General features: G+C 72.3%; 19 protein-coding genes. 16 read left to right on the forward strand and 3 right to left on the reverse strand.

Annotated features, from left to right (window positions below; genetic code table 11):
- The first annotated feature begins 12 nt into the window (after nt 1-12).
- The 9 genes from infC to OG373_RS30700 all read left to right on the forward strand — a co-directional run bounded on the left by infC (nt 13) and on the right by OG373_RS30700 (nt 10,275).
- Nucleotides 13-747 carry a translation initiation factor IF-3 gene (gene infC, locus OG373_RS30660; RefSeq protein WP_033222476.1) on the forward strand — a complete coding sequence of 245 codons (735 nt, stop codon included), beginning with the start codon at nt 13-15 and terminating at the stop codon, nt 745-747.
- Nucleotides 748-850: 103 nt separating this feature from the next.
- On the forward strand, nt 851-1,045 hold the full coding sequence (gene rpmI / locus OG373_RS30665; RefSeq protein ID WP_030387121.1) for a 50S ribosomal protein L35: 195 nt from the start codon (nt 851-853) through the stop codon (nt 1,043-1,045).
- A 102-nt stretch (nt 1,046-1,147) separates the two neighbouring features.
- On the forward strand, nt 1,148-1,534 hold the full coding sequence (rplT, locus tag OG373_RS30670; protein WP_007263143.1) for a 50S ribosomal protein L20: 387 nt from the start codon (nt 1,148-1,150) through the stop codon (nt 1,532-1,534).
- A gap of 184 nt (nt 1,535-1,718) precedes the next feature.
- Nucleotides 1,719-2,579 (forward strand): TrmH family RNA methyltransferase, encoded by an 861-nt coding sequence (locus OG373_RS30675; RefSeq protein WP_405444266.1) that lies wholly within the window; start codon nt 1,719-1,721, stop codon nt 2,577-2,579.
- A 55-nt stretch (nt 2,580-2,634) separates the two neighbouring features.
- Nucleotides 2,635-3,984: an ATP-binding protein gene (locus OG373_RS30680; RefSeq protein WP_405441569.1), complete on the forward strand. Its 1,350-nt coding sequence runs from the start codon at nt 2,635-2,637 to the stop codon at nt 3,982-3,984.
- Nucleotides 3,985-4,135: 151 nt separating this feature from the next.
- Nucleotides 4,136-5,263 (forward strand): phenylalanine--tRNA ligase subunit alpha, encoded by a 1,128-nt coding sequence (pheS, locus tag OG373_RS30685; protein WP_397737980.1) that lies wholly within the window; start codon nt 4,136-4,138, stop codon nt 5,261-5,263.
- Entirely contained in the window at nt 5,263-7,791 is a 2,529-nt protein-coding gene (gene pheT / locus OG373_RS30690; protein ID WP_405441570.1) for a phenylalanine--tRNA ligase subunit beta, read from the forward strand. The genes pheS and pheT overlap by 1 nt, the downstream gene beginning before the upstream one ends.
- Nucleotides 7,792-8,344: 553 nt before the next feature.
- Complete coding sequence (locus OG373_RS30695; protein ID WP_405441571.1) at nt 8,345-9,685, forward strand: transcriptional regulator; 1,341 nt, start codon at nt 8,345-8,347, stop codon at nt 9,683-9,685.
- 62 nt (nt 9,686-9,747) lie between these two features.
- Nucleotides 9,748-10,275 carry an NUDIX hydrolase gene (locus tag OG373_RS30700; protein WP_397738045.1) on the forward strand — a complete coding sequence of 176 codons (528 nt, stop codon included), beginning with the start codon at nt 9,748-9,750 and terminating at the stop codon, nt 10,273-10,275.
- 3 nt (nt 10,276-10,278) lie between these two features.
- Here the strand turns inward: OG373_RS30700 and OG373_RS30705 are convergent, their stop codons facing one another.
- Nucleotides 10,279-11,172 carry a 3-hydroxybutyryl-CoA dehydrogenase gene (locus tag OG373_RS30705; protein ID WP_397737985.1) on the reverse strand — a complete coding sequence of 298 codons (894 nt, stop codon included), beginning with the start codon at nt 11,170-11,172 and terminating at the stop codon, nt 10,279-10,281.
- 139 nt (nt 11,173-11,311) lie between these two features.
- Here OG373_RS30705 and OG373_RS30710 point away from each other — a divergent pair, with 139 nt between their 5' ends.
- Complete coding sequence (locus OG373_RS30710; RefSeq protein ID WP_405441572.1) at nt 11,312-12,562, forward strand: glycoside hydrolase family 10 protein; 1,251 nt, start codon at nt 11,312-11,314, stop codon at nt 12,560-12,562.
- Between the two features lies 1 nt (nt 12,563).
- Here OG373_RS30710 and OG373_RS30715 read toward each other — a convergent pair whose 3' ends face one another.
- Both OG373_RS30715 and OG373_RS30720 read right to left on the reverse strand, forming a co-directional pair.
- Nucleotides 12,564-12,761, reverse strand: coding sequence for a DUF1918 domain-containing protein (locus OG373_RS30715; RefSeq protein WP_189972711.1), 198 nt, complete (start codon nt 12,759-12,761; stop codon nt 12,564-12,566).
- Between the two features lie 57 nt (nt 12,762-12,818).
- Complete coding sequence (locus tag OG373_RS30720) at nt 12,819-13,724, reverse strand: DMT family transporter (protein ID WP_397737989.1); 906 nt, start codon at nt 13,722-13,724, stop codon at nt 12,819-12,821.
- On the opposite strand from OG373_RS30720, the gene OG373_RS30725 reads away from it, so the two are divergent.
- The 6 genes from OG373_RS30725 (at nt 13,723) to OG373_RS30750 (ending at nt 20,330) form a co-directional block, all read left to right on the forward strand.
- Nucleotides 13,723-15,168, forward strand: a complete 1,446-nt coding sequence (locus tag OG373_RS30725; protein WP_405441574.1) for a PLP-dependent aminotransferase family protein — start codon at nt 13,723-13,725, stop codon at nt 15,166-15,168. The genes OG373_RS30720 and OG373_RS30725 overlap by 2 nt on opposite strands.
- Nucleotides 15,169-15,199: 31 nt before the next feature.
- On the forward strand, nt 15,200-15,775 hold the full coding sequence (locus tag OG373_RS30730; protein WP_405441576.1) for a histidine phosphatase family protein: 576 nt from the start codon (nt 15,200-15,202) through the stop codon (nt 15,773-15,775).
- Nucleotides 15,776-16,004: 229 nt separating this feature from the next.
- Nucleotides 16,005-17,033 (forward strand): N-acetyl-gamma-glutamyl-phosphate reductase, encoded by a 1,029-nt coding sequence (argC, locus tag OG373_RS30735; RefSeq protein ID WP_405441578.1) that lies wholly within the window; start codon nt 16,005-16,007, stop codon nt 17,031-17,033.
- Nucleotides 17,030-18,187, forward strand: a complete 1,158-nt coding sequence (argJ, locus tag OG373_RS30740) for a bifunctional glutamate N-acetyltransferase/amino-acid acetyltransferase ArgJ (protein ID WP_405441579.1) — start codon at nt 17,030-17,032, stop codon at nt 18,185-18,187. Before argC ends, argJ begins: the two co-directional genes overlap by 4 nt.
- The gene (gene argB, locus OG373_RS30745) at nt 18,184-19,128 is read left to right on the forward strand and encodes an acetylglutamate kinase (RefSeq protein ID WP_398673522.1); all 945 of its coding nucleotides are present in this window, start codon (nt 18,184-18,186) and stop codon (nt 19,126-19,128) included. Before argJ ends, argB begins: the two co-directional genes overlap by 4 nt.
- Nucleotides 19,125-20,330, forward strand: coding sequence for an acetylornithine transaminase (locus OG373_RS30750; RefSeq protein ID WP_405441580.1), 1,206 nt, complete (start codon nt 19,125-19,127; stop codon nt 20,328-20,330). The genes argB and OG373_RS30750 overlap by 4 nt, the downstream gene beginning before the upstream one ends.
- The last annotated feature ends 3 nt before the right edge of the window (nt 20,331-20,333 follow it).

The following is a 20,333-nucleotide window of genomic DNA, read 5'->3' on the forward strand; positions in this document are numbered from 1 at the left end:
TGCCAGGCAGCCGTGTGGTGCTACCGAGGAGGATCCATCAGCACCGAGCCCCGCATCAACGACCGGATTCGCGTTCCCGAGGTACGGCTTGTCGGTCCCAGCGGCGAGCAGGTCGGCATCGTGCCGCTTGCCAAGGCGCTTGAGCTCGCGCAGGAGTACGACCTCGACCTGGTCGAGGTCGCGGCGTCCGCACGCCCGCCGGTCTGCAAGCTCATGGACTACGGCAAGTTCAAGTACGAGTCGGCCATGAAGGCCCGTGAGGCGCGCAAGAACCAGGCGCACACGGTCATCAAGGAAATGAAGCTCCGGCCGAAGATCGACCCGCACGACTATGACACCAAGAAGGGTCACGTCGTTCGGTTCCTCAAGCAGGGCGACAAGGTCAAGATCACGATCATGTTCCGTGGTCGCGAGCAGTCCCGGCCGGAACTCGGCTACCGACTGCTGCAGCGTCTCGCTTCGGACGTCGAGGACCTCGGGTTCATCGAGTCGAACCCGAAGCAGGACGGCCGAAACATGATCATGGTCCTCGGTCCGCACAAGAAGAAGACCGAGGCGATGGCCGAAGCCCGCGAGGCGCAGGCCGCCCGCAAGGCGGAGCGCCAGGGTGTCGCCCACACCGAAGACGAGGCTCCTTCCGAGGACGCCGCCGTCGAGGTCGATGACACCACCGAGGTCGCCTCTGCCGAGGCCACCGAGGCCGCTGCCGATGAGGCTCCGGCCGACGAGGCGAACGCCGAGGCCTGATTCCGAGGCAGCCCGTCTCGGATCACCGACACAACATGACGCTCCCGTCAGCCGGTCCCCACAGGACCGGCGGGAGCGCCACCGACGAGGAGATAACGGCGCTATGCCGAAGAACAAGACGCACAGCGGTTCCAAGAAGCGCTTCAAGATCACCGGCTCCGGCAAGGTGCTCCGTGAGCGCGCCGGCAAGCGCCACCTGCTCGAGCACAAGTCGTCCCGTGTCACCCGCCGCCTGACCGGCACCGCGGAGATGGCCCCCGGCGACGCCGCGAAGATCAAGAAGCTTCTCGGCAAGTGACGTCCTCCGCTCCCCAGTGCGGGAGCGGGACGTCAAGACCGGGACCCCATCGAATTCGGGCCGTGTGAAGACACCCACGGCCCCGCTACAAGGAGTTAAAAAGTGGCACGCGTCAAGCGGGCAGTAAACGCCCACAAGAAGCGCCGGGCGATCCTCGAGGCGGCCTCCGGCTACCGCGGTCAGCGTTCGCGCCTGTACCGCAAGGCCAAGGAGCAGGTCACCCACTCGCTGGTCTACAACTTCAACGACCGCAAGAAGCGCAAGGGCGACTTCCGTCAGCTGTGGATCCAGCGCATCAACGCCGCTGCCCGCCAGAACGGCATGACGTACAACCGCCTCATCCAGGGTCTGAAGGCCGCCAACATCGAGGTGGACCGCAAGATCCTCGCGGAGCTGGCCGTCAACGACGCCAACGCGTTCGCCGCGCTGGTCGAGGTTGCGCAGAAGGCGCTCCCGGCCGACGTCAACGCCCCCAAGGCCGCTGCGTAAGGCCTGGCCGGCCGCGTAAGCAGTCGGCACCCTCGGACCCGCAGGCGATTCGCCTGCGGGTCCGAGTGCTTTCCCCGCACCGCAGGGGCGCACCGCCGGTACCGCCCGCGCTCCCCGCGCTCCGTACCGCCCGCGCCCGCGCGCCCCGCACCCCCGAGAGAGAACCGCAGAGACCATGGCTGACCTGGGTCACCCCGACGAGCTGATCTCCCCCCGATCCCCGCGGGTGGCCGCCGCCAGGCGACTGGCGCGGCGCAACTTCCGCACCAAGGAGCGCCGCTTCATCGCCGAGGGCCCGCAGGCCGTCCGCGAGGCCGTCGAGCACCGCGGTCCCACGGGCGCGTCGACCCTGATCGAGCTGTTCGCCACCGTCGAGGCCGCCGAGCGCTACACGGGGATCATCGAGGCGGCCCTGGACGCGGGCGCCCGCGTGCACTACGCCTCCGACGAGGTGCTCGCCGAGGTCTCGCAGACCGTCACCCCGCAGGGCCTGGTCGGGGTCTGCCACTTCCTGGACTCCCCGTTCGAGGACATCCTGAAGGCCGAGCCCAAGCTCGTCGCCGTCCTCGCCCACGTCCGCGACCCCGGCAACGCCGGAACGGTACTGCGCTGCGCCGACGCCGCCGGCGCCGACGCAGTGGTGCTGACCGATGCCTCCGTGGACCTCTACAACCCCAAGTCCGTACGGGCTTCGGTGGGTTCCCTCTTCCACCTCCCGGTCGCCGTCGGCGTTCCGGTGGAGCAGGCCGTCGAGGGGCTCCGGGCCGCAGGCGTACGGATCCTGGCGGCCGACGGCGCGGGCGAGGACGACCTCGACGCCGAGCTGGACGCGGGCACCATGGGCGGGCCCTCCGCCTGGGTCTTCGGCAACGAGGCCTGGGGTCTGCCGGAGGAGACCAGGGCCCTGGCGGACGCCGTCGTACGGGTCCCGATCCACGGAAAAGCCGAGAGCCTGAACCTCGCGACGGCCGCCGCCGTGTGCCTCTACGCGTCCGCGCGTGCACAGCGGGCGCCCGGAGGGTGCCGCTCTGTGACCCCCAGCTAGTAATGTGGCGGCCCGGGGGCCCACTGCGCTACTCGGAGATGTGGGGTACGGGGACATGACCGTCGGTACGAACAGCTCACCGGGGGCCGGTACGACGGCCGGTGCACCGGTGCCGGCCGCACCCGGCGCCGACCGGGTCCCGCCGCGGGCCGACGCCCTGGCCGGCGTCCCGCCGCAGGCTCCGGCCGGTACCCGCGCGGGCGGGCCCGTGGACGCCGTCCCGGCCACCCGGGCCGGTGCCGTACCCCCGGGGCGCGCCGCGGGCACCCGGTGCTCCGTACCGCCGCAGGCCGGCTCCCCGGCGCCCGCGGCCCGCGGGACGGCCGGGACGGTTCCGGACGAGGACGCCCCCGGTGAAGGGCTCGGCTTCGGGATCGACCCCGACAGCCTGCCCGACGGGCTGGTCGTCGCCGATGCCACCGGACGGGTCATCTGCTTCAACCGGGCCGCCGCCCGGATGACCGCGACCGACCCCGCACAGGCACTCGGCAGGCGCATCGACCGGGCACTCCCACTGGAGGACCTCGAAGGCCGCCGCTGGTGGGCGCTGACCGACCCGTACGGGGGCCTCGCCACCCGCCGCGGACAGCCCGAACGGAACCTGCTGCTCCCCGGCGGGCGCGAGGTACTGGTCTCCGCCAGCTACATCCGTACGCACCCCACCGGCCCGCTGCGCCGCCTCGTGGTCACCCTGCGCGGTACCGAGGCCCGCCGCCGCACCGAGCGCAGCCACGCCGAGCTGATCGCCACCGTCGCCCACGAGCTGCGCTCCCCGCTGACCTCGGTCAAGGGGTTCACGGCCACGCTGCTCGCCAAGTGGGAGCGGTTCACGGACGACCAGAAGCGGCTGATGCTGGAGACCGTCGACGCCGACGCCAACCGGGTCACCCGCCTCATCGCCGAACTGCTCGACATCTCCCGCATCGACTCCGGCCGCCTGGAGGTGCGCCGGCAGCCGGTGGACATTGCCACCGCCGTCGGCCGCCACGTGCAGGCGTTCACCGCGAACGGGCAGGCCCCCGAGCGGTTCCTCGTGAGCGTCAGCCGCCCGCTCCCCGATCTGTGGGCCGATCCGGACAAGATCGACCAGATCCTCGGCAACCTCCTCGAAAATGCGGTGCGCCACGGCGAGGGAACGGTCACCATCGGGGTATCGCCGCATGAGAAAGGAACCGCCGTCACCGTGTCCGACGAAGGCCCCGGGATCCCCGAGGAGTCGATGGGCCGCGTCTTCACCCGCTTCTGGCGGGGGAGCAAGCGCGGCGGCACCGGCCTGGGCCTGTATATCGTCAAGGGCATCGTGGAGGCCCACGGCGGGACCATCACGGTCGGCCGCGGCCCCGGCGGCGGCGCCGAATTCCGATTTATCCTGCCCGTGAGCGCCCCCGCGTACCTCACGCAGTAGCCCTGCGGAGAGTCCCGGCAGGCGGCCCACGGGCTCCTTCACCCCCAGCGACCTTTAGACTCGTCCTTTGGCACCTTTGTGTCTCTGCGTCGATCGGTCCGATCCTGTCGTACGGGGACCCACCAGCCAGCCATCGGAAGTACGGGAAGAGATGTCGGCACCGAACAAGTCGTACGACCCTGTCGAGGTCGAGGCACTGAAACCGGAAGAGATCGAGCGCATGCGGGACGAGGCGCTCGCCGCCTTCGCGTCCGCCGGCGACCTCGACGCGCTGCGTGAGGCGAAGACCGCGCACATGGGCGACCGCTCGCCCCTGGCGCTCGCCAACCGCGAGATCGGCGCGCTGCCCCCGCAGGCCAAGGCCACCGCGGGCAAGCTCGTGGGCCAGGCCCGCGGCGCCGTGAACAAGGCCTTCGGGGCCCGCACGGTCGCGCTCGAGGCGGAGCGCGACGAGCGGGTGCTGGTCGAGGAGGCCGTGGACGTCACGCTGCCCTACGACCGCGTCCCCGCCGGCGCCCGGCACCCCCTGACCACGCTGATGGACCGCATCGCGGACATCTTCGTGGGCATGGGGTACGAGGTCGCCGAGGGGCCGGAGGTGGAGGCCGAGTGGTTCAACTTCGACGCCCTCAACTTCACGCCCGACCACCCGGCGCGCCAGATGCAGGACACCTTCTTCGTCCAGGGGCCCGAGGGCACCCAGGGCGACGAGTCCGGCGTCGTGCTGCGCACCCACACCTCCCCGGTGCAGGCGCGCTCGCTGCTGGAGCGCAAGCCGCCCGTCTACATCGTCTGCCCCGGCCGGGTGTACCGCACCGACGAGCTCGACGCGACGCACACCCCGGTCTTCCACCAGGTCGAGCTGCTGGCCGTGGACGAGGGCCTGACCATGGCGGACCTCAAGGGCACCATGGACCACATGGTCCAGGAGCTCTTCGGCGAGGGCACCACCACGCGGCTGCGCCCGCACTTCTTCCCCTTCACCGAGCCGTCCGCCGAGATGGACATGCAGTGCTACGTGTGCCGCGGCGAGTCGGTGGGCAACCCCGACCGCCCGTGCCGTACCTGCTCCAGCGAGGGCTGGATCGAGCTCGGCGGCTGCGGCATGGTCAACCCCAAGGTGCTCACCGCCTGCGGTGTGGACCCCGAGAAGTACAGCGGGTTCGCCTTCGGGTTCGGCATCGAACGGATGCTGATGTTCCGCCACAACGTCGAAGACATGCGAGACATGGTCGAGGGTGACGTTCGCTTCACCCGGCCGTTCGGGAGTGAGATCTGATGCGCGTCCCGCTTTCCTGGCTGCGGGAGTACGTCGACCTCCCCGCGGGTGAAACCGGCCGCGACGTGGCCGCCAAGCTGGTCGACGCCGGCCTCGAGGTCGAGACCGTCGAGCAGCTCGGCGGCGGCCTCAAGGGTCCGCTCGTCGTCGGCCGGGTGCTGACCATCGAGGAGCTGGAGGGCTTCCGCAAGCCGATCCGCTTCTGCACGGTCGACGTCGGTACGGCCAACGGCACCGGCGAGCCGCAGGAGATCGTCTGCGGCGCCCGCAACTTCGCCGTCGGCGACAAGGTCGTCGTGGTCCTGCCGGGTGCGGTCCTGCCCGGCGACTTCGCGATCGCCGCGCGCAAGACCTACGGCCGCACCTCCCACGGCATGATCTGCTCCGGCGACGAGCTGGGCATGGGCGACGACGGCACGCACGGCATCATCGTGCTGCCGCCCGAGCACGAGGTCGGCACCGACGCGATCGAGCTGCTCCAGCTCGTCGACGAGGTCCTCGACATCGACATCACCCCGGACCGCGGCTACTGCATGTCCATGCGCGGCGTCGCCCGCGAGGCGGCCACCGCCTACGGCCTGCCGCTGCGCGACCCGGCGCTGCTCGACGTGCCCGCGCCGAACTCGTACGGCTACCCGGTCAAGATCGACGACCCGGCCGGCTGCGACCGGTTCACCGCCCGCACGGTGACCGGCCTCGACCCCGACGCGCGCTCCCCGATCTGGCTGACCCGCCGCCTGCAGAAGGCGGGCATGCGCCCGATCTCGCTCGCCGTGGACATCACCAACTACGTGATGCTGGAGCTCGGCCAGCCGCTGCACGCCTACGACCGCTCCAGCATCGACGGCACCATCGGTGTCCGCCGTGCCGAGCAGGGCGAGAAGTTCACCACCCTCGACGGCGTCAAGCGCACGCTGGACGCCGAGGACCTGGTGATCACCGACAACAGCGGGCCGATCGGTCTCGCCGGTGTCATGGGCGGCGCCAACACCGAGATCGCCGACTCCGTCACCGACCCCGGGACCGGACAGGTCACGGGTACCACGGACGTCGTCATCGAGGCCGCGCACTTCGACTCCGTGTCGATCTCGCGCACCGCCCGCCGTCTGAAGCTGTCCTCGGAGGCTTCCAAGCGCTTCGAGCGGGGCGTCGACCCGCAGGCCGCCGCCGCGGCCGCGCAGCGGACCGTCGACCTGCTCGTGCTCCTCGCGGGCGGCACCGCCGAGGCGGGCGTCACCCAGGTCATCGCCCCGGGCGCCCCGCGCACCATCGCGATGAGCGCGGACCACCCGGACCGGGTCGCGGGCATGGAGTACGGCCGCGAGACCGTCGTCCGCCGCCTCCAGGAGATCGGCTGCGACGTCTACGGCCAGGACGAGCTCGTCGTCACGGTCCCGTCGTGGCGGCCCGACCTCGCCGAGCCCAACGACCTCGCCGAAGAGGTCATCCGGCTGGAGGGCTACGGGAACCTCCCGTCGACCCTCCCGCAGGTGCCCTCCGGCCGCGGTCTGACCGCCCGCCAGCAGCTGCACCGCCGGGTCGGCCGCGCGCTGGCCGGCTCGGGCTACGTCGAGGCGCTCAGCTACCCGTTCATCGGTGAGGGCGTCTTCGATCAGCTCCAGCTCCCGGCGCACGACGTCGCCCGCCAGGTCGTCAAGCTGGTCAACCCGATCTCCGACGAGGAGCCGGCGCTGCGCACCACGCTGCTGCCGGGTCTGCTCGGCGCGCTGCGCCGCAACGACAGCCGGGGCAGCCACGACCTCGCGCTCTTCGAGACCGGCTCGGTCTTCCGCGCCGCCGACCGGCCGGGTGTCGCCGTACGGCTGCCCGTCGACCGGCGTCCCACGGACGAGGAGATCGCCACCCTGAACGCGGCCCTGCCCGCGCAGCCGCGGTACGCCGCGGTCGTGCTGGCCGGTGCGCGCGAGCAGGCCGGCTGGTGGGGCAAGGGCCGCCCGGCCGACTGGGCGGACGCCGTCCAGGCCGCCCGCGCGCTCGCCGTCGAGGCGGGCGCCGAACTGGTGGTCCGCCAGGGCCAGTACGGCCCCTGGCACCCGGGCCGCTGCGCCGAGCTGGTCGTCACCGTCGACGGGGTCGAGCAGGTCATCGGCCACGCCGGTGAGCTGCACCCGCGGGTGGTCAAGGCGATGGGCCTGCCGGCCCGCACCAGCGCGATGGAGCTCGACCTGGACCGCCTCGCGGCGGCCGGCGGCGAGGCCCTCCAGGCGCCCCGGATCTCCTCCTTCCCGGTGGCGACCCAGGACGTGGCGCTGATCGTCGACGCCTCGGTCCCGGCGTCGGCGGTCGAGGCCGCCCTGCGCAAGGGCGCGGGCGAACTCCTCGAATCGCTGCGGCTGTTCGACGTGTTCACCGGTGAGCAGGTCGGCGAGGGCAAGAAGTCCCTGGCCTACGCGCTGCGCTTCCGCGCGGCCGACCGGACGCTGACCGCCGAGGAGTCCACGGCCGCGCGTGACGCGGCGGTGGCCCTGGCGGGCGAGCGGACCGGGGCGGTGCTCCGGGGCGCGTAACCGCTTCGTACACCAGTGAGGGCCCCTCCGGACCACCGGAGGGGCCCTCACTCGTTCGGGTGGGAAGCCCGGTGGCCCGCTTCGGGGGTCGGCCGGTCGATTTCCCGGCCCGTCCGGCGTTTGAGGGCCGGGTCCGGGCAGCGCCCGGTTTCGCGAAGGGGCGGGGGTGGGGGAAGCTCCCGCGCAGCGGCTCGGTGCTCTGCGACGATCGGCCGGACCACGCGCGCCGGGCCCGGTGGATGAGCCCGGCACGCGTCCGGTCCGGCTCCTGCCGGGGCGCGGCGACCAACCGGGCGCCGGCGGAGCCGGATCGCGCCGCCCGCCTGCCGTGGAGTGTCGGGCAGACAGCAGAACGGGCGGCGCGGTGACGGGTCGTCGCACTGTACGAGGGGGAGCCGACGACCCGAGCTACCTCTTGGCGAGGCTCTTCAGTGAAGCGCCTCAGGGGGTCCGTGCGGCAGAGTGCGCATCGCATTTATGCGCGTACTCGGTTCACACCCCGTGTGAACCGCGCACCCACTAGCCTGAGACCGACGAGCCCTTGGAGCGGCCCATGCAGCCCAATGTCCTGCTCGACGCCCTCCTCGCCGAGGCGGGTATGTCCCACGCCGGACTCGCCGCGTACGTGAACCAGGCAGGCCGCACCCGCGGACTCGCCCTGCGCTACGAACACACCGCCGTGACGCGGTGGTTGAAGGGTCAGCGGCCCCGGGGCCAGGTCCCCGACCTGATCTGCGAGGTGCTCGGCGGGCGGCTGCGACGGACCCTCGGGCTGGACGACATCGGGCTCGGCGCGGCGGACCAGCCGATTCCGCTGCACGCCTCGCCGCTCAGCGGGTTCGTGGACCGGGCCGCCGCCCTGTGGCGTTCCGACGGTCAGGCACGGCCCCAGCTGCTCGCCGCCGAGGCGGTCACCGGGACGCCCGCCGTGATCCCGGTGTGGGAGTGGGAGAACCCGCCCGAGGACGCCGATGTGTCCCGCGAGGGCCCGAACCCGATAGGTCCCGAGCACATCGAGATCCTGAAGTCCGCCCGTGCCCACTACGAGCTGATGTACCGCCGGGCCGGCGGTCTGGCCACGCGGGACCGGATCGTCCGCTTCCTCGGCAGCGAGACCGCGCCCATGCTGCGCGGCAGCTACTCGGACGACCTGGGGCGCCGGCTGCACCGGGCCACGGGGTCCCTCGTGGCGGTGGCGGGGATCTGCGCGTACGACTCGGACGCCCACGGGCTGGCCCAGCGCTACTTCCACCAGGCGCTGCGCCTGGCCAAGGCGAGCGGGGACCGCGGGCTCGGGGCCTATGTCATCGCGCTGATCGTCAACCAGTCGCTGCACCTTCGCGAGTACCGCCAGGCCGTCGCCTTCGCCGAGGCCGCGCTGCGCGCCGCCGGGCGGCACACCACCCCGGCGCTGGCCGCGGACCTGCACGCCATGCAGGCCAAGGCGTACGCACAGCTCGGCGACACCCGGGCCGCTTTGGCCTGCATCCGCGAGGCGGAGGCGGCCGCCGAGCGGATCCGCCCGGGCAGCGAGCCGGACGAGACCGGCTACGTACAACCGGGGCTGGTCAACGTCCAGGTCGCCGAGGCGCTGCTCAGTCTGGGCGATCTGGAAGCCGCGCGGGTCCACGCGACTGCGGCCGTCGGCACCCCCGCGCACGACCGCGGGCGGGTGCACCGGCTGGCGATGCTGTGCGAGATCCAGCTGCGTCAGGGGGAGGCGGACCGGGCCGCGGCGTCCGCGGCCGAGATGGCCGAGCGGGCCAGGGGCATGGAGTCACTGCGGCTGCGCGACCGGCTGAGGACGGTCCGCGAACAGCTTCTGACCAGCGGTTGTACGGGCGCGGAAGAGACCGCGCGGCTCATCGACGGGGCGCTGCGCGTTCCGCTGTGACCGGTCAGCTGCTGCCATGTTTGCCACCTACTCGGAAGGAAGGTGGCACTGCCGTGCAGTGGATGAACCTGAGTGAGCACACTGTGTACAAGAACCGTTGGTTCGATGTGAATCTCGCCGATGTGGAACTCCCCGACGGCCGGCACCTGGACCACTTCGTGATCCGGCTGCGTCCGGTCGCCGTCGCCACGGCCGTCAACGAGGCCAACGAGGTGCTGCTGCTCTGGCGGCACCGGTTCATCACCGACAGCTGGGGCTGGGAACTGCCCGCCGGGGTGGTCGAGGACGGCGAGGACATCGCGGTCGCGGCGGCCCGCGAGATGGAGGAGGAGTCGGGCTGGCGGCCCGGCCCGCTCCACCACCTGATGACCGTGGAACCGTCCAACGGACTGACCGACGCCCGCCACCACCTCTACTGGGCGGACGGGGCCACCCACATCGGGCATCCCGAGGACGCTTTCGAGTCCTCGCGCCGGGAATGGGTCCCGCTCAAACTCGTGCCGGACATGATCGCGCGCGGGGAGATCCCGGCCGCCAACATGGCGGCCGGGCTGCTCCTGCTGCACCACCTCCGGCTCGGTCAGCCGTAGGGATCAGCCGTACGGGTAGAAGCCCGCGCCCGTCTTGCGGCCCAGGCGGCCGGCGTCGACCATGCGCTGGAGCAGCGGGGGAGCGGCGTACAGCGGCTCCTTGTACTCGGCGTACATCGAGTCGGCGATCGAGGCGATCGTGTCCAGGCCGATGAGGTCGGACAGCTTCAGCGGGCCCATCGGGTGGGCACAGCCCAGCTCCATGCCGTTGTCGATGTCCTCGCGGCTGGCGATGCCCGACTCGAACATCCGGATCGCGGACAGCAGGTAGGGGACGAGGAGCGCGTTGACGACGAAGCCGGAACGGTCCTGGGCGCGGACCGCGTGCTTGCCGAGCACGTCCCGCACCAGGGCCTCTGCGCGCTTGATCGTCTCCTCGCCCGTGGTCAGCGCCGGGATCAGCTCGACGAGCTTCTGCACGGGGGCCGGGTTGAAGAAGTGGATGCCGATGACCTGGTCCGGCCGCGAGGTCGCGACGGCCAGCTTGACCAGCGGGATCGAGGAGGTGTTGGACGCCAGGATCGCGTCCGGGCGGGTGATCACCTGGTCGAGGACCTGGAAGATCTCCGTCTTGACCTGCTCGTTCTCGACGACCGCCTCGATGACGAGGTCACGGTCGGCGAACTCGCCGAGGTCGGTGGTGAAGGTGAGGCGGGCCAGGGTGGCGTCCCGCTCCTCCTCGCTGATCTTGCCGCGTTCGGCGGCCTTGGTCAGGGAGTTGTGAAGCCGGGTACGGCCGATCTCCAGGGCTTCGCCGGTGGTCTCGGCGACCTTGACCTCAAGGCCACTACGGGCGCACACCTCGGCGATACCCGCGCCCATCTGGCCACAGCCCACTACGCCGACCCGTGTGATGTCGGAAGGGAGGTCAGTCACTTCGTGCCTTTCGCAGCTCATCCGTCGGCGGGTCCCCCGTACGATTCCGGCGCCCGCCACGCCCCCCGACGTTACTCCCGACCTTGCGCGGGGCGGCGGGCCGGGGCGGGCATGCTGGGCGGACATCCTGCAATGTCACTCAGTGAAACGGAGTTGTCACATGGGGTATGTCGGTCGACGGACGCTGCTGGCCGGAGCCATGGGGGTGATCGCCGCCGCCACGACCGGCCCGCCCGCGGCGGCGGCGGCGGCGCGGCGGCGCACCGGGAAGGGCGCCCGGGCCGGCGCCGCCGACTTCCGCGGCATGTGGATCGCCTCGGTGTCGAATGTGGACTGGCCCTCCGAGAGCGGCCTGTCCGCCGCACGGCAGCGCACGGAGCTGCTCGGCCTCCTCGACGCCGCGGTCGGACGGAGCCTCGGTGCGGTGGTCCTCCAGGTCCGGCCGGCGGCGGATGCCCTCTGGCCCTCGAAGCTGGAGCCCTGGTCGCAGTGGCTGACCGGGAAGCAGGGGGTGGATCCGGGCTGGGACCCGCTGGGTACGGCCGTCAAGGAGGCGCACGCCCGCGGGCTGGAGCTGCACGCCTGGTTCAACCCGTTCCGGGTGGCCAACCACACCGACCTCGACCGGCTGGTGTCCACGCACCCGGCGCGGCGCAATCCCGGCTGGACGGTGGAGTACGGCGGCAAGCTCTACTACAACCCGGGCCTGCCCGAGGTGCGGCGCTTCGTCCAGGACGCCATGTTCGACGCCGTCTCCCGCTACCCGCTGGACGCGGTGCACTGGGACGACTACTTCTACCCGTACCCGGTGGCGGGGGAGTACTTCGACGACGACGAGGCCTTCGAGGAGTACGGGTCGGGCTTCGGCTCGCGCGCCGCCTGGCGCCGCGACAACATCGACACCCTGGTCCGCGAGATGTCCGCACGGCTGCGGGCGCTGGGGCCGGGGCCCCGCTTCGGGATCAGCCCGTTCGCCGTCTGGCGCAACTCCGACCGGGACCCGGCCGGTTCGCCGACCCGCGCGGGCCTCGGGACGTACGACGACCTGTACGCGGACACCCGCAAGTGGGTCAGGGAGGGCTGGATCGACTACATCGTGCCGCAGGCGTACTGGCACATCGGGCACCCGACCGCCGACTACGCCGACATCGTGCCCTGGTGGGCGCGTACCGTCGCGGGTACGGACGTGGACCTGTACGTGGGGGAGGCGCTGTACCGCTGCGACGCGGACAGCCCCACCGAGGCCTGGCGCGATCCCGGGGAGCTGTCGAAGCACGTGACCTTCGCCCGCGGCTACCCGGAGGTCCGCGGCCACGTCTACTTCTCCGCGAAGCAGGTGGCCGCGGACCCCAACGGTGCGATGGCCCGGGTGGTCGCCGATCACTACCGGTCGGTGGCGCCCCGGCGCTGATTCAGTGGGCGGGTTCTGCTGGGTGGCGGACCGTGCAGTCGGGCCCGGGAGCCATCAGTGCCTCGTGCCCGTCCTCGAAACGGACCCGGTACGGAGGGGTTCCGTTCTCGCCCAGAACCTGGGTGATCTCGCCCACCTTGTCGTGCTGTCCGACGATCCTGCCGTGCTGCACCAGCTGGTCGCCCTCGGTCGCGCGCATAACTGACCTCCTCGGTGGCGGTCCGATCCGGTGCTAGCAGTTTAGGGCGTAGTGGGGCTATTTGACCCGTTGGGTCACCGCGATGCAGACGAGTACGGCGCACGCGGCGGCCGGTGCGGCCGGGGAGAGGTGCTCGCCCAGCAGGGCCACCGACCAGATCAGGGTCAGCAGTGGCTGGGCGAGTTGCAGCTGGCTGGCCCGCGGCGCCCCGATCTCGGCCATGCCCCGGTACCAGACGTACAGGCCGAGGAAGGTGGAGCCGGCTGCCGCCCAGATCAGCCCGGCGAGCCCGTGGACGCCGAGGTGCACGGGCTCGTGCGCGAGCCCGAGCACGGAGCCCGCCAGGCTGAGCGGCAGGCACAGGACCAGCGCCCAGCCGATCACCTGCCAGCCGGGCAGCATCCGGGCGAGGCGGCCGCCCTCGGTGTACCCGGCGGCGCACACCAGCAGGGCGGCGAACAGGTAGGCGTCGCCCGCGGAGAGGGCGCCACCGCTCTGCGCGAGGGTGAAGCCCAGGACCACCGCGGCCCCGGCGAGGGCCGCGGCCCAGAAGGCGCGCGAGGGGCGGGCTCCGGTGCGCAGCGCCGACAGCGCCGCGGTGGTCAGCGGGAGGAGGCCGACCACCACGGCGGCGTGCGAGGTGGTGGAGGTCGTCAGCGCGAGGGTGGTCAGCATCGGGAACCCGACGACCACCCCGGCGGCGACCACAGCCAGGCCCGCCCAGTGCTCGCGGGCGGGCAGCGGCACCCGCCGGGCCAGCAGGAAAACGCCGGCGACGGCGGCGGCGAGGACACTGCGCAGCGCGACCAGGGACCACGGACCGAAGCTCTCCAGCCCCCAGGCGGTGGCCGGGAAGGTCAGCGAGAAGGCGACGACGCCGAGCAGGGCGAGGGCGGTACCCCGGCGAACCGGGTTCTTGACCGCTATCGTGGCCGGGAGAGTAGCGCTATTCTGTGCTGTCATGTATGAGCGTAGCAGTGTGGCGGAGCTGGCTGAATCCCTGCGGTCGGAGCTCAACCGCTACTCGACAGGTGGAAAGCTGCCGTCGAGCCGGGCCCTGGTGGAGCGCTACCGGGTCAGCCCCGTCACCGTCTCCCGGGCCCTCGCCCAGCTCGCCGCCGAGGGCCTCGTCGTCACCCGGCCCGGCGCGGGGGTCTTCCGCGCCGCACCGCGCACGGCGGCCCCCGCGACCGGTGACACCTCCTGGCAGGAGGTCGCCCTGAGCGCCGAGGGAGCCGGGGAGATCGTCCCCCGGTCCGTCGACGCCACCGGCGTACTGGGCTCGCTGGCCGCGCCGCCGTCCGGGGTGATCGAGCTCAACGGCGGCTACCTGCACCCCTCCCTCCAGCCCGAGCGGGCCATGGCGGCGGCGCTGGCCCGGGCCGGGCGGCGGCCCGGGGCCTGGGGGCGGCCGCCCCTGGAGGGGCTGCCCGAACTGCGCGACTGGTTCGCCCGGGAGATCGGCGGCGCGCTCGTCGCCGCCGACGTGCTGATCACCGCGGGCGGGCAGAGCGCGCTGGCCACCGCCCTGCGGGCGCTCGCCCCGCCCGGGGCGCCGATCCTGGTCGAGTCCCCGACCTACCCCGGGCTGCTCGCCATCGCCCGGGCCTCCGGGTGCAGGCCCGTGCCGGTACCGGTGGATGCCGAGGGGGTCCGGCCGGAGCTGCTCGCCGCCGCCTTCGAGGCGACCGGGGCGCGGGTCTTCGTATGCCAGCCGCTGTTCCAGAACCCGACCGGCGCGGTACTGGCTCCGGGCCGCCGGGCCGAGGTGCTGCGCATCGCGAGGGCCGCCGGGGCCTTCGTGGTCGAGGACGACTACGCCCGGGCCCTCGCCCACGAGGACGCCGGCCCGCTGCCGGCGACGCTGGCCGCCGAGGACGCGGACGGGGTGGTGGTGCACGTCCGGTCGCTGACCAAGTCCACCTCGCCCAGCCTGCGGGTCGGCGCCCTGGCCGCCCGGGGTCCGGTGGTCGACCGACTGCGCGCCATCCAGATCGTGGACAGCTTCTTCGTGCCCCGGCCGCTCCAGGAAGCCGCTCTGGAACTGGTCGGCGCACCTGCCTGGCCGCGCCACCTGCGGACGGTGGCCGCCGAACTGCGCCACCGGCGCGAGGTGCTCGCGGGGGCCCTGCGGCGGGAGCTGCCCGCCCTGGAGCTGCCGCATCTGCCGTCGGGCGGATACCAGTTGTGGGTCCGGCCGGCCGGGGGCGGCGACGACACGGCCTTCGCGGCGGCGGCCCTGCGCGCCGGGGTGGCGGTGGCTCCGGGCCGCCCGTACTTCTGCGCCGAACCGCCGGGGCCGTACGTCCGGCTGAGCTTCGCCGGGGTCGCCGGCCCCGGCGAACTGGTCGAGGCGGTCCGGCGGCTGCGCACCGGCCTGGCCGAAGGCCTCGGTCCGGACGCTTGACCGCACGCGGTACGCGGCTCACCATCACCGCATGCATGTTCGGGTTTCGCTCGTCGCCGCAGCCCGTAGTTCCTCGCTGCTCGCCGAGCGCTTCGACGACGACCGCCCGCTGGACGGAACCGGCTGGCGGTCGGTGGAGTCCGCCGCCCGGGGCCTCGTACCCCTGGGCTCGGCCGAGCTGCGCTACTGCTCGCCGACCCCGCGCAGCCGCGCCACGGGCGAGGCCCTCGGGTACGCGCCCCTCGCACAGCCCGCGCTGCGCGAGTGCGACATGGGCCGCTGGCGGGGACTGACCCTGGCCGAGGTCACCGCCCGCGAGCCCGGGGCGGTGGATCAGTGGCTGAGCGATCCGCGGTCCGCCCCGCACGGGGGCGAGTCCCTGCTCGCCTTCATCTCCCGGATCGGCGGCTGGCTCGACACCCGGCCCGCCGACGACGGCGGCGCGATCGTGGCGGTGGCGGAGCCCTCGGTGGTCCGGGCGGCCCTGGTGTACGCGCTGAAGGCGCCCCCGCTGACCTACTGGAACGTGGACGTCCGGCCGCTGTCCACGATGACCCTCACCGGCTGGTCCGGCCACTGGCACCTCTCCCTGCAGGCCCCGGCCTAGGCCGTCCGCTGCCCGCCCGGTCCACACCACGGTCCGCATTCGTCTCGTCGACGGGACCAGGATCGGTCCGAGCGGCGGAATCGACGCCGGATCGCCCTCTTTCCTGCTACATATTTTCCTGCGGGTGCCGCGAGCGCCCGCCCTTCGGCGAGCCCCTCCCGCCGCGATCAAGCGCATTGCATAAACGTGCGTAAGTACGTATAGTCATGCCATCGATGAGGAGGGTCCGATGGTGGTACGTGTAGCGGTGGCCGGAGCGAGCGGGTACGCGGGCGGAGAAGCGCTGCGCCTCCTGCTCTCGCACCCCGAGGTCGAGATCGGCGCCCTGACGGGCAACTCCAACGCCGGACAGCTCCTCGGTTCCCTGCAACCCCACCTCGTGCCGCTCGCGGGACGCACCCTGGAGGCGACCACCCCCGAGGTCCTCGCCGGCCACGACGTCGTCTTCCTCGCCCTCCCGCACGGCCAGTCCGCCGCCGTCGCAGCCCAGCTCGGCGACGACGTCCTCGTCGTCGACATGGGCGCCGACCACCGGCTCAAGGACTCGGCCGACTGGGACGCCTTCTACGGCGCCCCGCACGCCGGTACCTGGCCCTACGGACTCCCCGAGCTGCCCGGCGCCCGCGAGGCACTGACGGGGACCAGGCGCATCGCCGTCCCCGGCTGCTTCCCCACCGCCGTCACCCTCGCGCTCTTCCCCGCCTACCAGGGCGGCCTCGCCGAGCCCGAGGCCGTGATCGTCGCCGCCACCGGGACATCCGGCGCGGGCAAGGCCCTCAAGCCGCACCTGCTCGGCGCCGAGGTGATGGGCTCGGTGACCCCCTACGGCGTCGGCGGCGGACACCGCCACACGCCCGAGATGGTGCAGAACCTGAGCCCGCTCGCGGGAGAGCGCGTCAGCGTCTCGTTCACGCCGACCCTCGTGCCCATGGCCCGCGGCATCCTCGCCACCTGCTCGGCCAAGGCGCTCCCCGGCACCACCGCGGAATCGCTGCGCGCCGCCTACGAGAAGGCGTACGCAGACGAACCCTTCGTGCAGCTGCTGCCCGAGGGCCGGATGCCGTCCACCAAATCCGTCCACGGTTCCAACGCCGTCCACGTCCAGGTCGCCTACGACGAGTCCGCCCGGCGGATCATCGCCGTCAGCGCCATCGACAACCTGACCAAGGGCACCGCCGGCGGCGCGGTGCAGAGCATGAACATCGCCCTGGGGCTTCACGAGAGCCTGGGTCTTTCGACGATCGGAGTCGCACCGTGAGTGTCACGGCAGCACAGGGATTCACGGCAGCCGGCATCGCCGCCGGAATCAAGGCCAACGGCAACCCCGACCTGGCCCTGGTGGTCAACAACGGGCCGCGTCTGGCCGCCGCGGGCGTGTTCACCTCCAACCGCGTCAAGGCCGCCCCCGTGCACTGGTCCGAGCAGGTCCTGCGGGGCGGGACGGTCAGCGCGGTCGTCCTCAACTCCGGTGGCGCCAACGCCTGCACCGGCCCCAAGGGCTTCCAGGACACCCACGCCACCGCGGAGAAGGTCGCACAGGTCCTCGGCGGCGACTTCAACGCAGGGGAGATCGCGGTCGCCTCCACCGGCCTCATCGGCGTCCTGCTCCCCATGGACAAGATGCTCCCCGGCGTCGAGACCGCGGCCGCCGCCCTGTCCGCGGACGGCGGCGAGGCCGCCGCCATCGCCATCAAGACCACCGACACCGTCCACAAGACGGCCACCGTCTCCCGGGCCGGCTGGACCGTCGGCGGCATGGCCAAGGGCGCGGGCATGCTCGCCCCGGGCCTCGCCACCATGCTCGTCGTCATCACCACCGACGCCGACCTGGACAGCGCCACCCTCGACAAGGCGCTGCGCGCAGCCACCCGCACCACCTTCGACCGGGTCGACTCCGACGGCTGCATGTCGACCAACGACACGGTGCTGCTGCTCGCCTCCGGTGCCTCCGGCCAGGTGCCGGCGTACGAGGAATTCGCCGAGGCCGTGCGCGCGGTCTGCGACGACCTGGCCCGCCAGCTCATCGGCGACGCCGAGGGCGCCAGCAAGGACATCCGCATCGAGGTCATCGGTGCGGTCAGCGAGGACGACGCGGTCGAGGTCGGCCGCTCCATCGCCCGCAACAACCTGCTCAAGTGCGCCATCCACGGCGAGGACCCGAACTGGGGCCGGGTGCTCTCCGCGATCGGCACCACCAAGGCCGGCTTCGACCCGGACCGGCTGAACGTCGCCATCAACGGCATCTGGGTCTGCCGGAACGGATCGGTCGGCGAGGACCGCGACCTGGTCTCGATGAAGGACCGCGAGGTCCGCATCACCGCCGACCTCGCCAACGGCAGCGAATCCGCCGTCATCTGGGCCAACGACCTGACCGCCGACTACGTCCACGAGAACAGCGCGTACTCCTCATGAGCGACGAGAAGGCCGGCCAGCCCGGCACCTCCGGCGGCACCGCCCGCAAGCACACCGCCCTGCCCAAGGCACAGATCCTCATCGAGGCCCTGCCGTGGCTCACCCGCCACAACGGCAAGATCGTCGTCATCAAGTTCGGCGGCAACGCCATGATCGACGAGGACCTCAAGGCGGCCTTCGCCCAGGACGTGGTCTTCCTGCGGCAGGCCGGCCTGAAGCCGGTCGTCGTGCACGGCGGCGGCCCCCAGATCAACGCCCAGCTCGACAAGCAGGGCCTGGTCAGCGAGTTCAAGGCCGGTCTGCGCGTGACGACCCCGGAGGCCATGGACGTCGTAAGGATGGTCCTGGCGGGCCACGTCCAGCGCGAGCTGGTCGGACTGCTCAACCAGCACGGGCCGCTCGCCGTCGGCATGACCGGCGAGGACGCCCGGACCATCATCGCGACCAAGCACAGCCCGGAGATCGGCGGCGAGGTCATCGACATCGGCCGGGTCGGGGAGATCACCTCCATCGACACCGGCGCGATCGAGGCCCTCCTGGCGGACGGCCGGATCCCGGTCATCTCCTCCATCGCGGGCAGCGCCGACGACCACCACGTCTACAACGTCAACGCCGACACGGCGGCCGCCGCGCTGGCGGCCGCGCTCGGCGCCGAGACGCTGATGGTCCTGACCGACGTCGAGGGGCTGTACGCCGACTGGCCGCACAGCGACGAGGTCATCAGCAAGCTCACCGTCAGCGAGCTGGAGAAGCTGCTGCCCGAGCTGTCCAGCGGCATGGTGCCCAAGATGGAGGGCTGCCTGCACGCCGTACGCAACGGCGTGAACACCGCCCGCGTGCTCGACGGACGGGTCCAGCACTCGATCCTGCTGGAGATCTTCACGGACTCCGGCATCGGCACGATGGTCGTGCCCGACCACCAGTCAGGGGGAACGGAATGACGAAGGGCACCGGCAATCAGGAGTACGGCGCTCGCTGGCGGGAAGCGCTGACCGACAACTACGGCACCCCCGCGATCGCGCTCGTACGCGGCGAGGGCGCCCAGGTCTGGGACGCCGACGGCAAGCAGTACACCGACTTCGTCGGCGGCATCGCGGTCAACGCCCTCGGCCACGCCCACCCGGCGATCGTGGCGGCCGTGACCGAGCAGATCTCCACGCTCGGCCACGTCTCGAACCTCTTCATCTCCGAGCCGGTCGTCGCGCTCGGCGAGCGGCTGCTCCAGCTCTTCGGCCGCCCCGGCAAGGTCTTCTTCTGCAACTCCGGCGCCGAGTCCATCGAAGCCGCCTTCAAGATCGGCCGACTGACCGGGCGGACCCACATGGTCGCGACCGACGGCGGCTTCCACGGCCGGACCATGGGCGCCCTCGCGCTCACCGGCCAGCCGAAGAAGCAGGAGCCCTTCCGGCCGCTGCCGGGCGATGTCACGCACGTCCCGTTCGGTGACGTGGAGGCCCTGCGGGCCGCCGTCACCGAGGAGACCGCGCTCGTCGTCATCGAGCCCATCCAGGGCGAGAACGGTGTAGTCGTGCCCCCCGCCGGGTACCTGACGGCCGCGCGCGAGATCACCCGCGCCACCGGCACCCTCCTCGTCCTGGACGAGGTCCAGACCGGCATCGGCCGGTGCGGCCAGTGGTTCGAGCACCAGGCCCACGAGGACGTCGAGCCCGACATCGTCACCCTCGCCAAGGGGCTGGGCGGCGGCCTGCCCATCGGCGCGGTGGCCGCCTTCGGCCCCGTGGCCGACCTGCTCCGGCCGGGCCAGCACGGCACCACCTTCGGCGGGAACCCGGTCGCCTGCGCCGCAGGCCTCGCGGTGATCGACACGATCGCCACGGGCGGGCTGCTCGACCAGGTCAAGGCCCGCGGCGAGCGGCTGCGCTCCGGGATCGAGGCCACGGGCCACGCCCTGGTCTCCCACGTCCGGGGCGCGGGACTGCTGCTGGGTATCGTGCTGACCGAGCCGCTCGCCGCCCAGGTGCAGCAGGCGGCTCAGGAAGCCGGCTTCCTGGTCAACGCGCCCGCCCCCGACGTCGTACGGCTCATGCCCCCGTACGTACTCACCGAGGCCGAGGCGGACGCGTTCGTCCGGGCCCTGCCCGGCATCCTTGACGCAGCAGGCGGGGACGGATCCGGAGAATGAGAC

The sequence above is a fragment of the Streptomyces avidinii genome (assembly GCF_045161815.1).
In the GTDB taxonomy this organism is placed as follows: domain Bacteria; phylum Actinomycetota; class Actinomycetes; order Streptomycetales; family Streptomycetaceae; genus Streptomyces; species Streptomyces avidinii.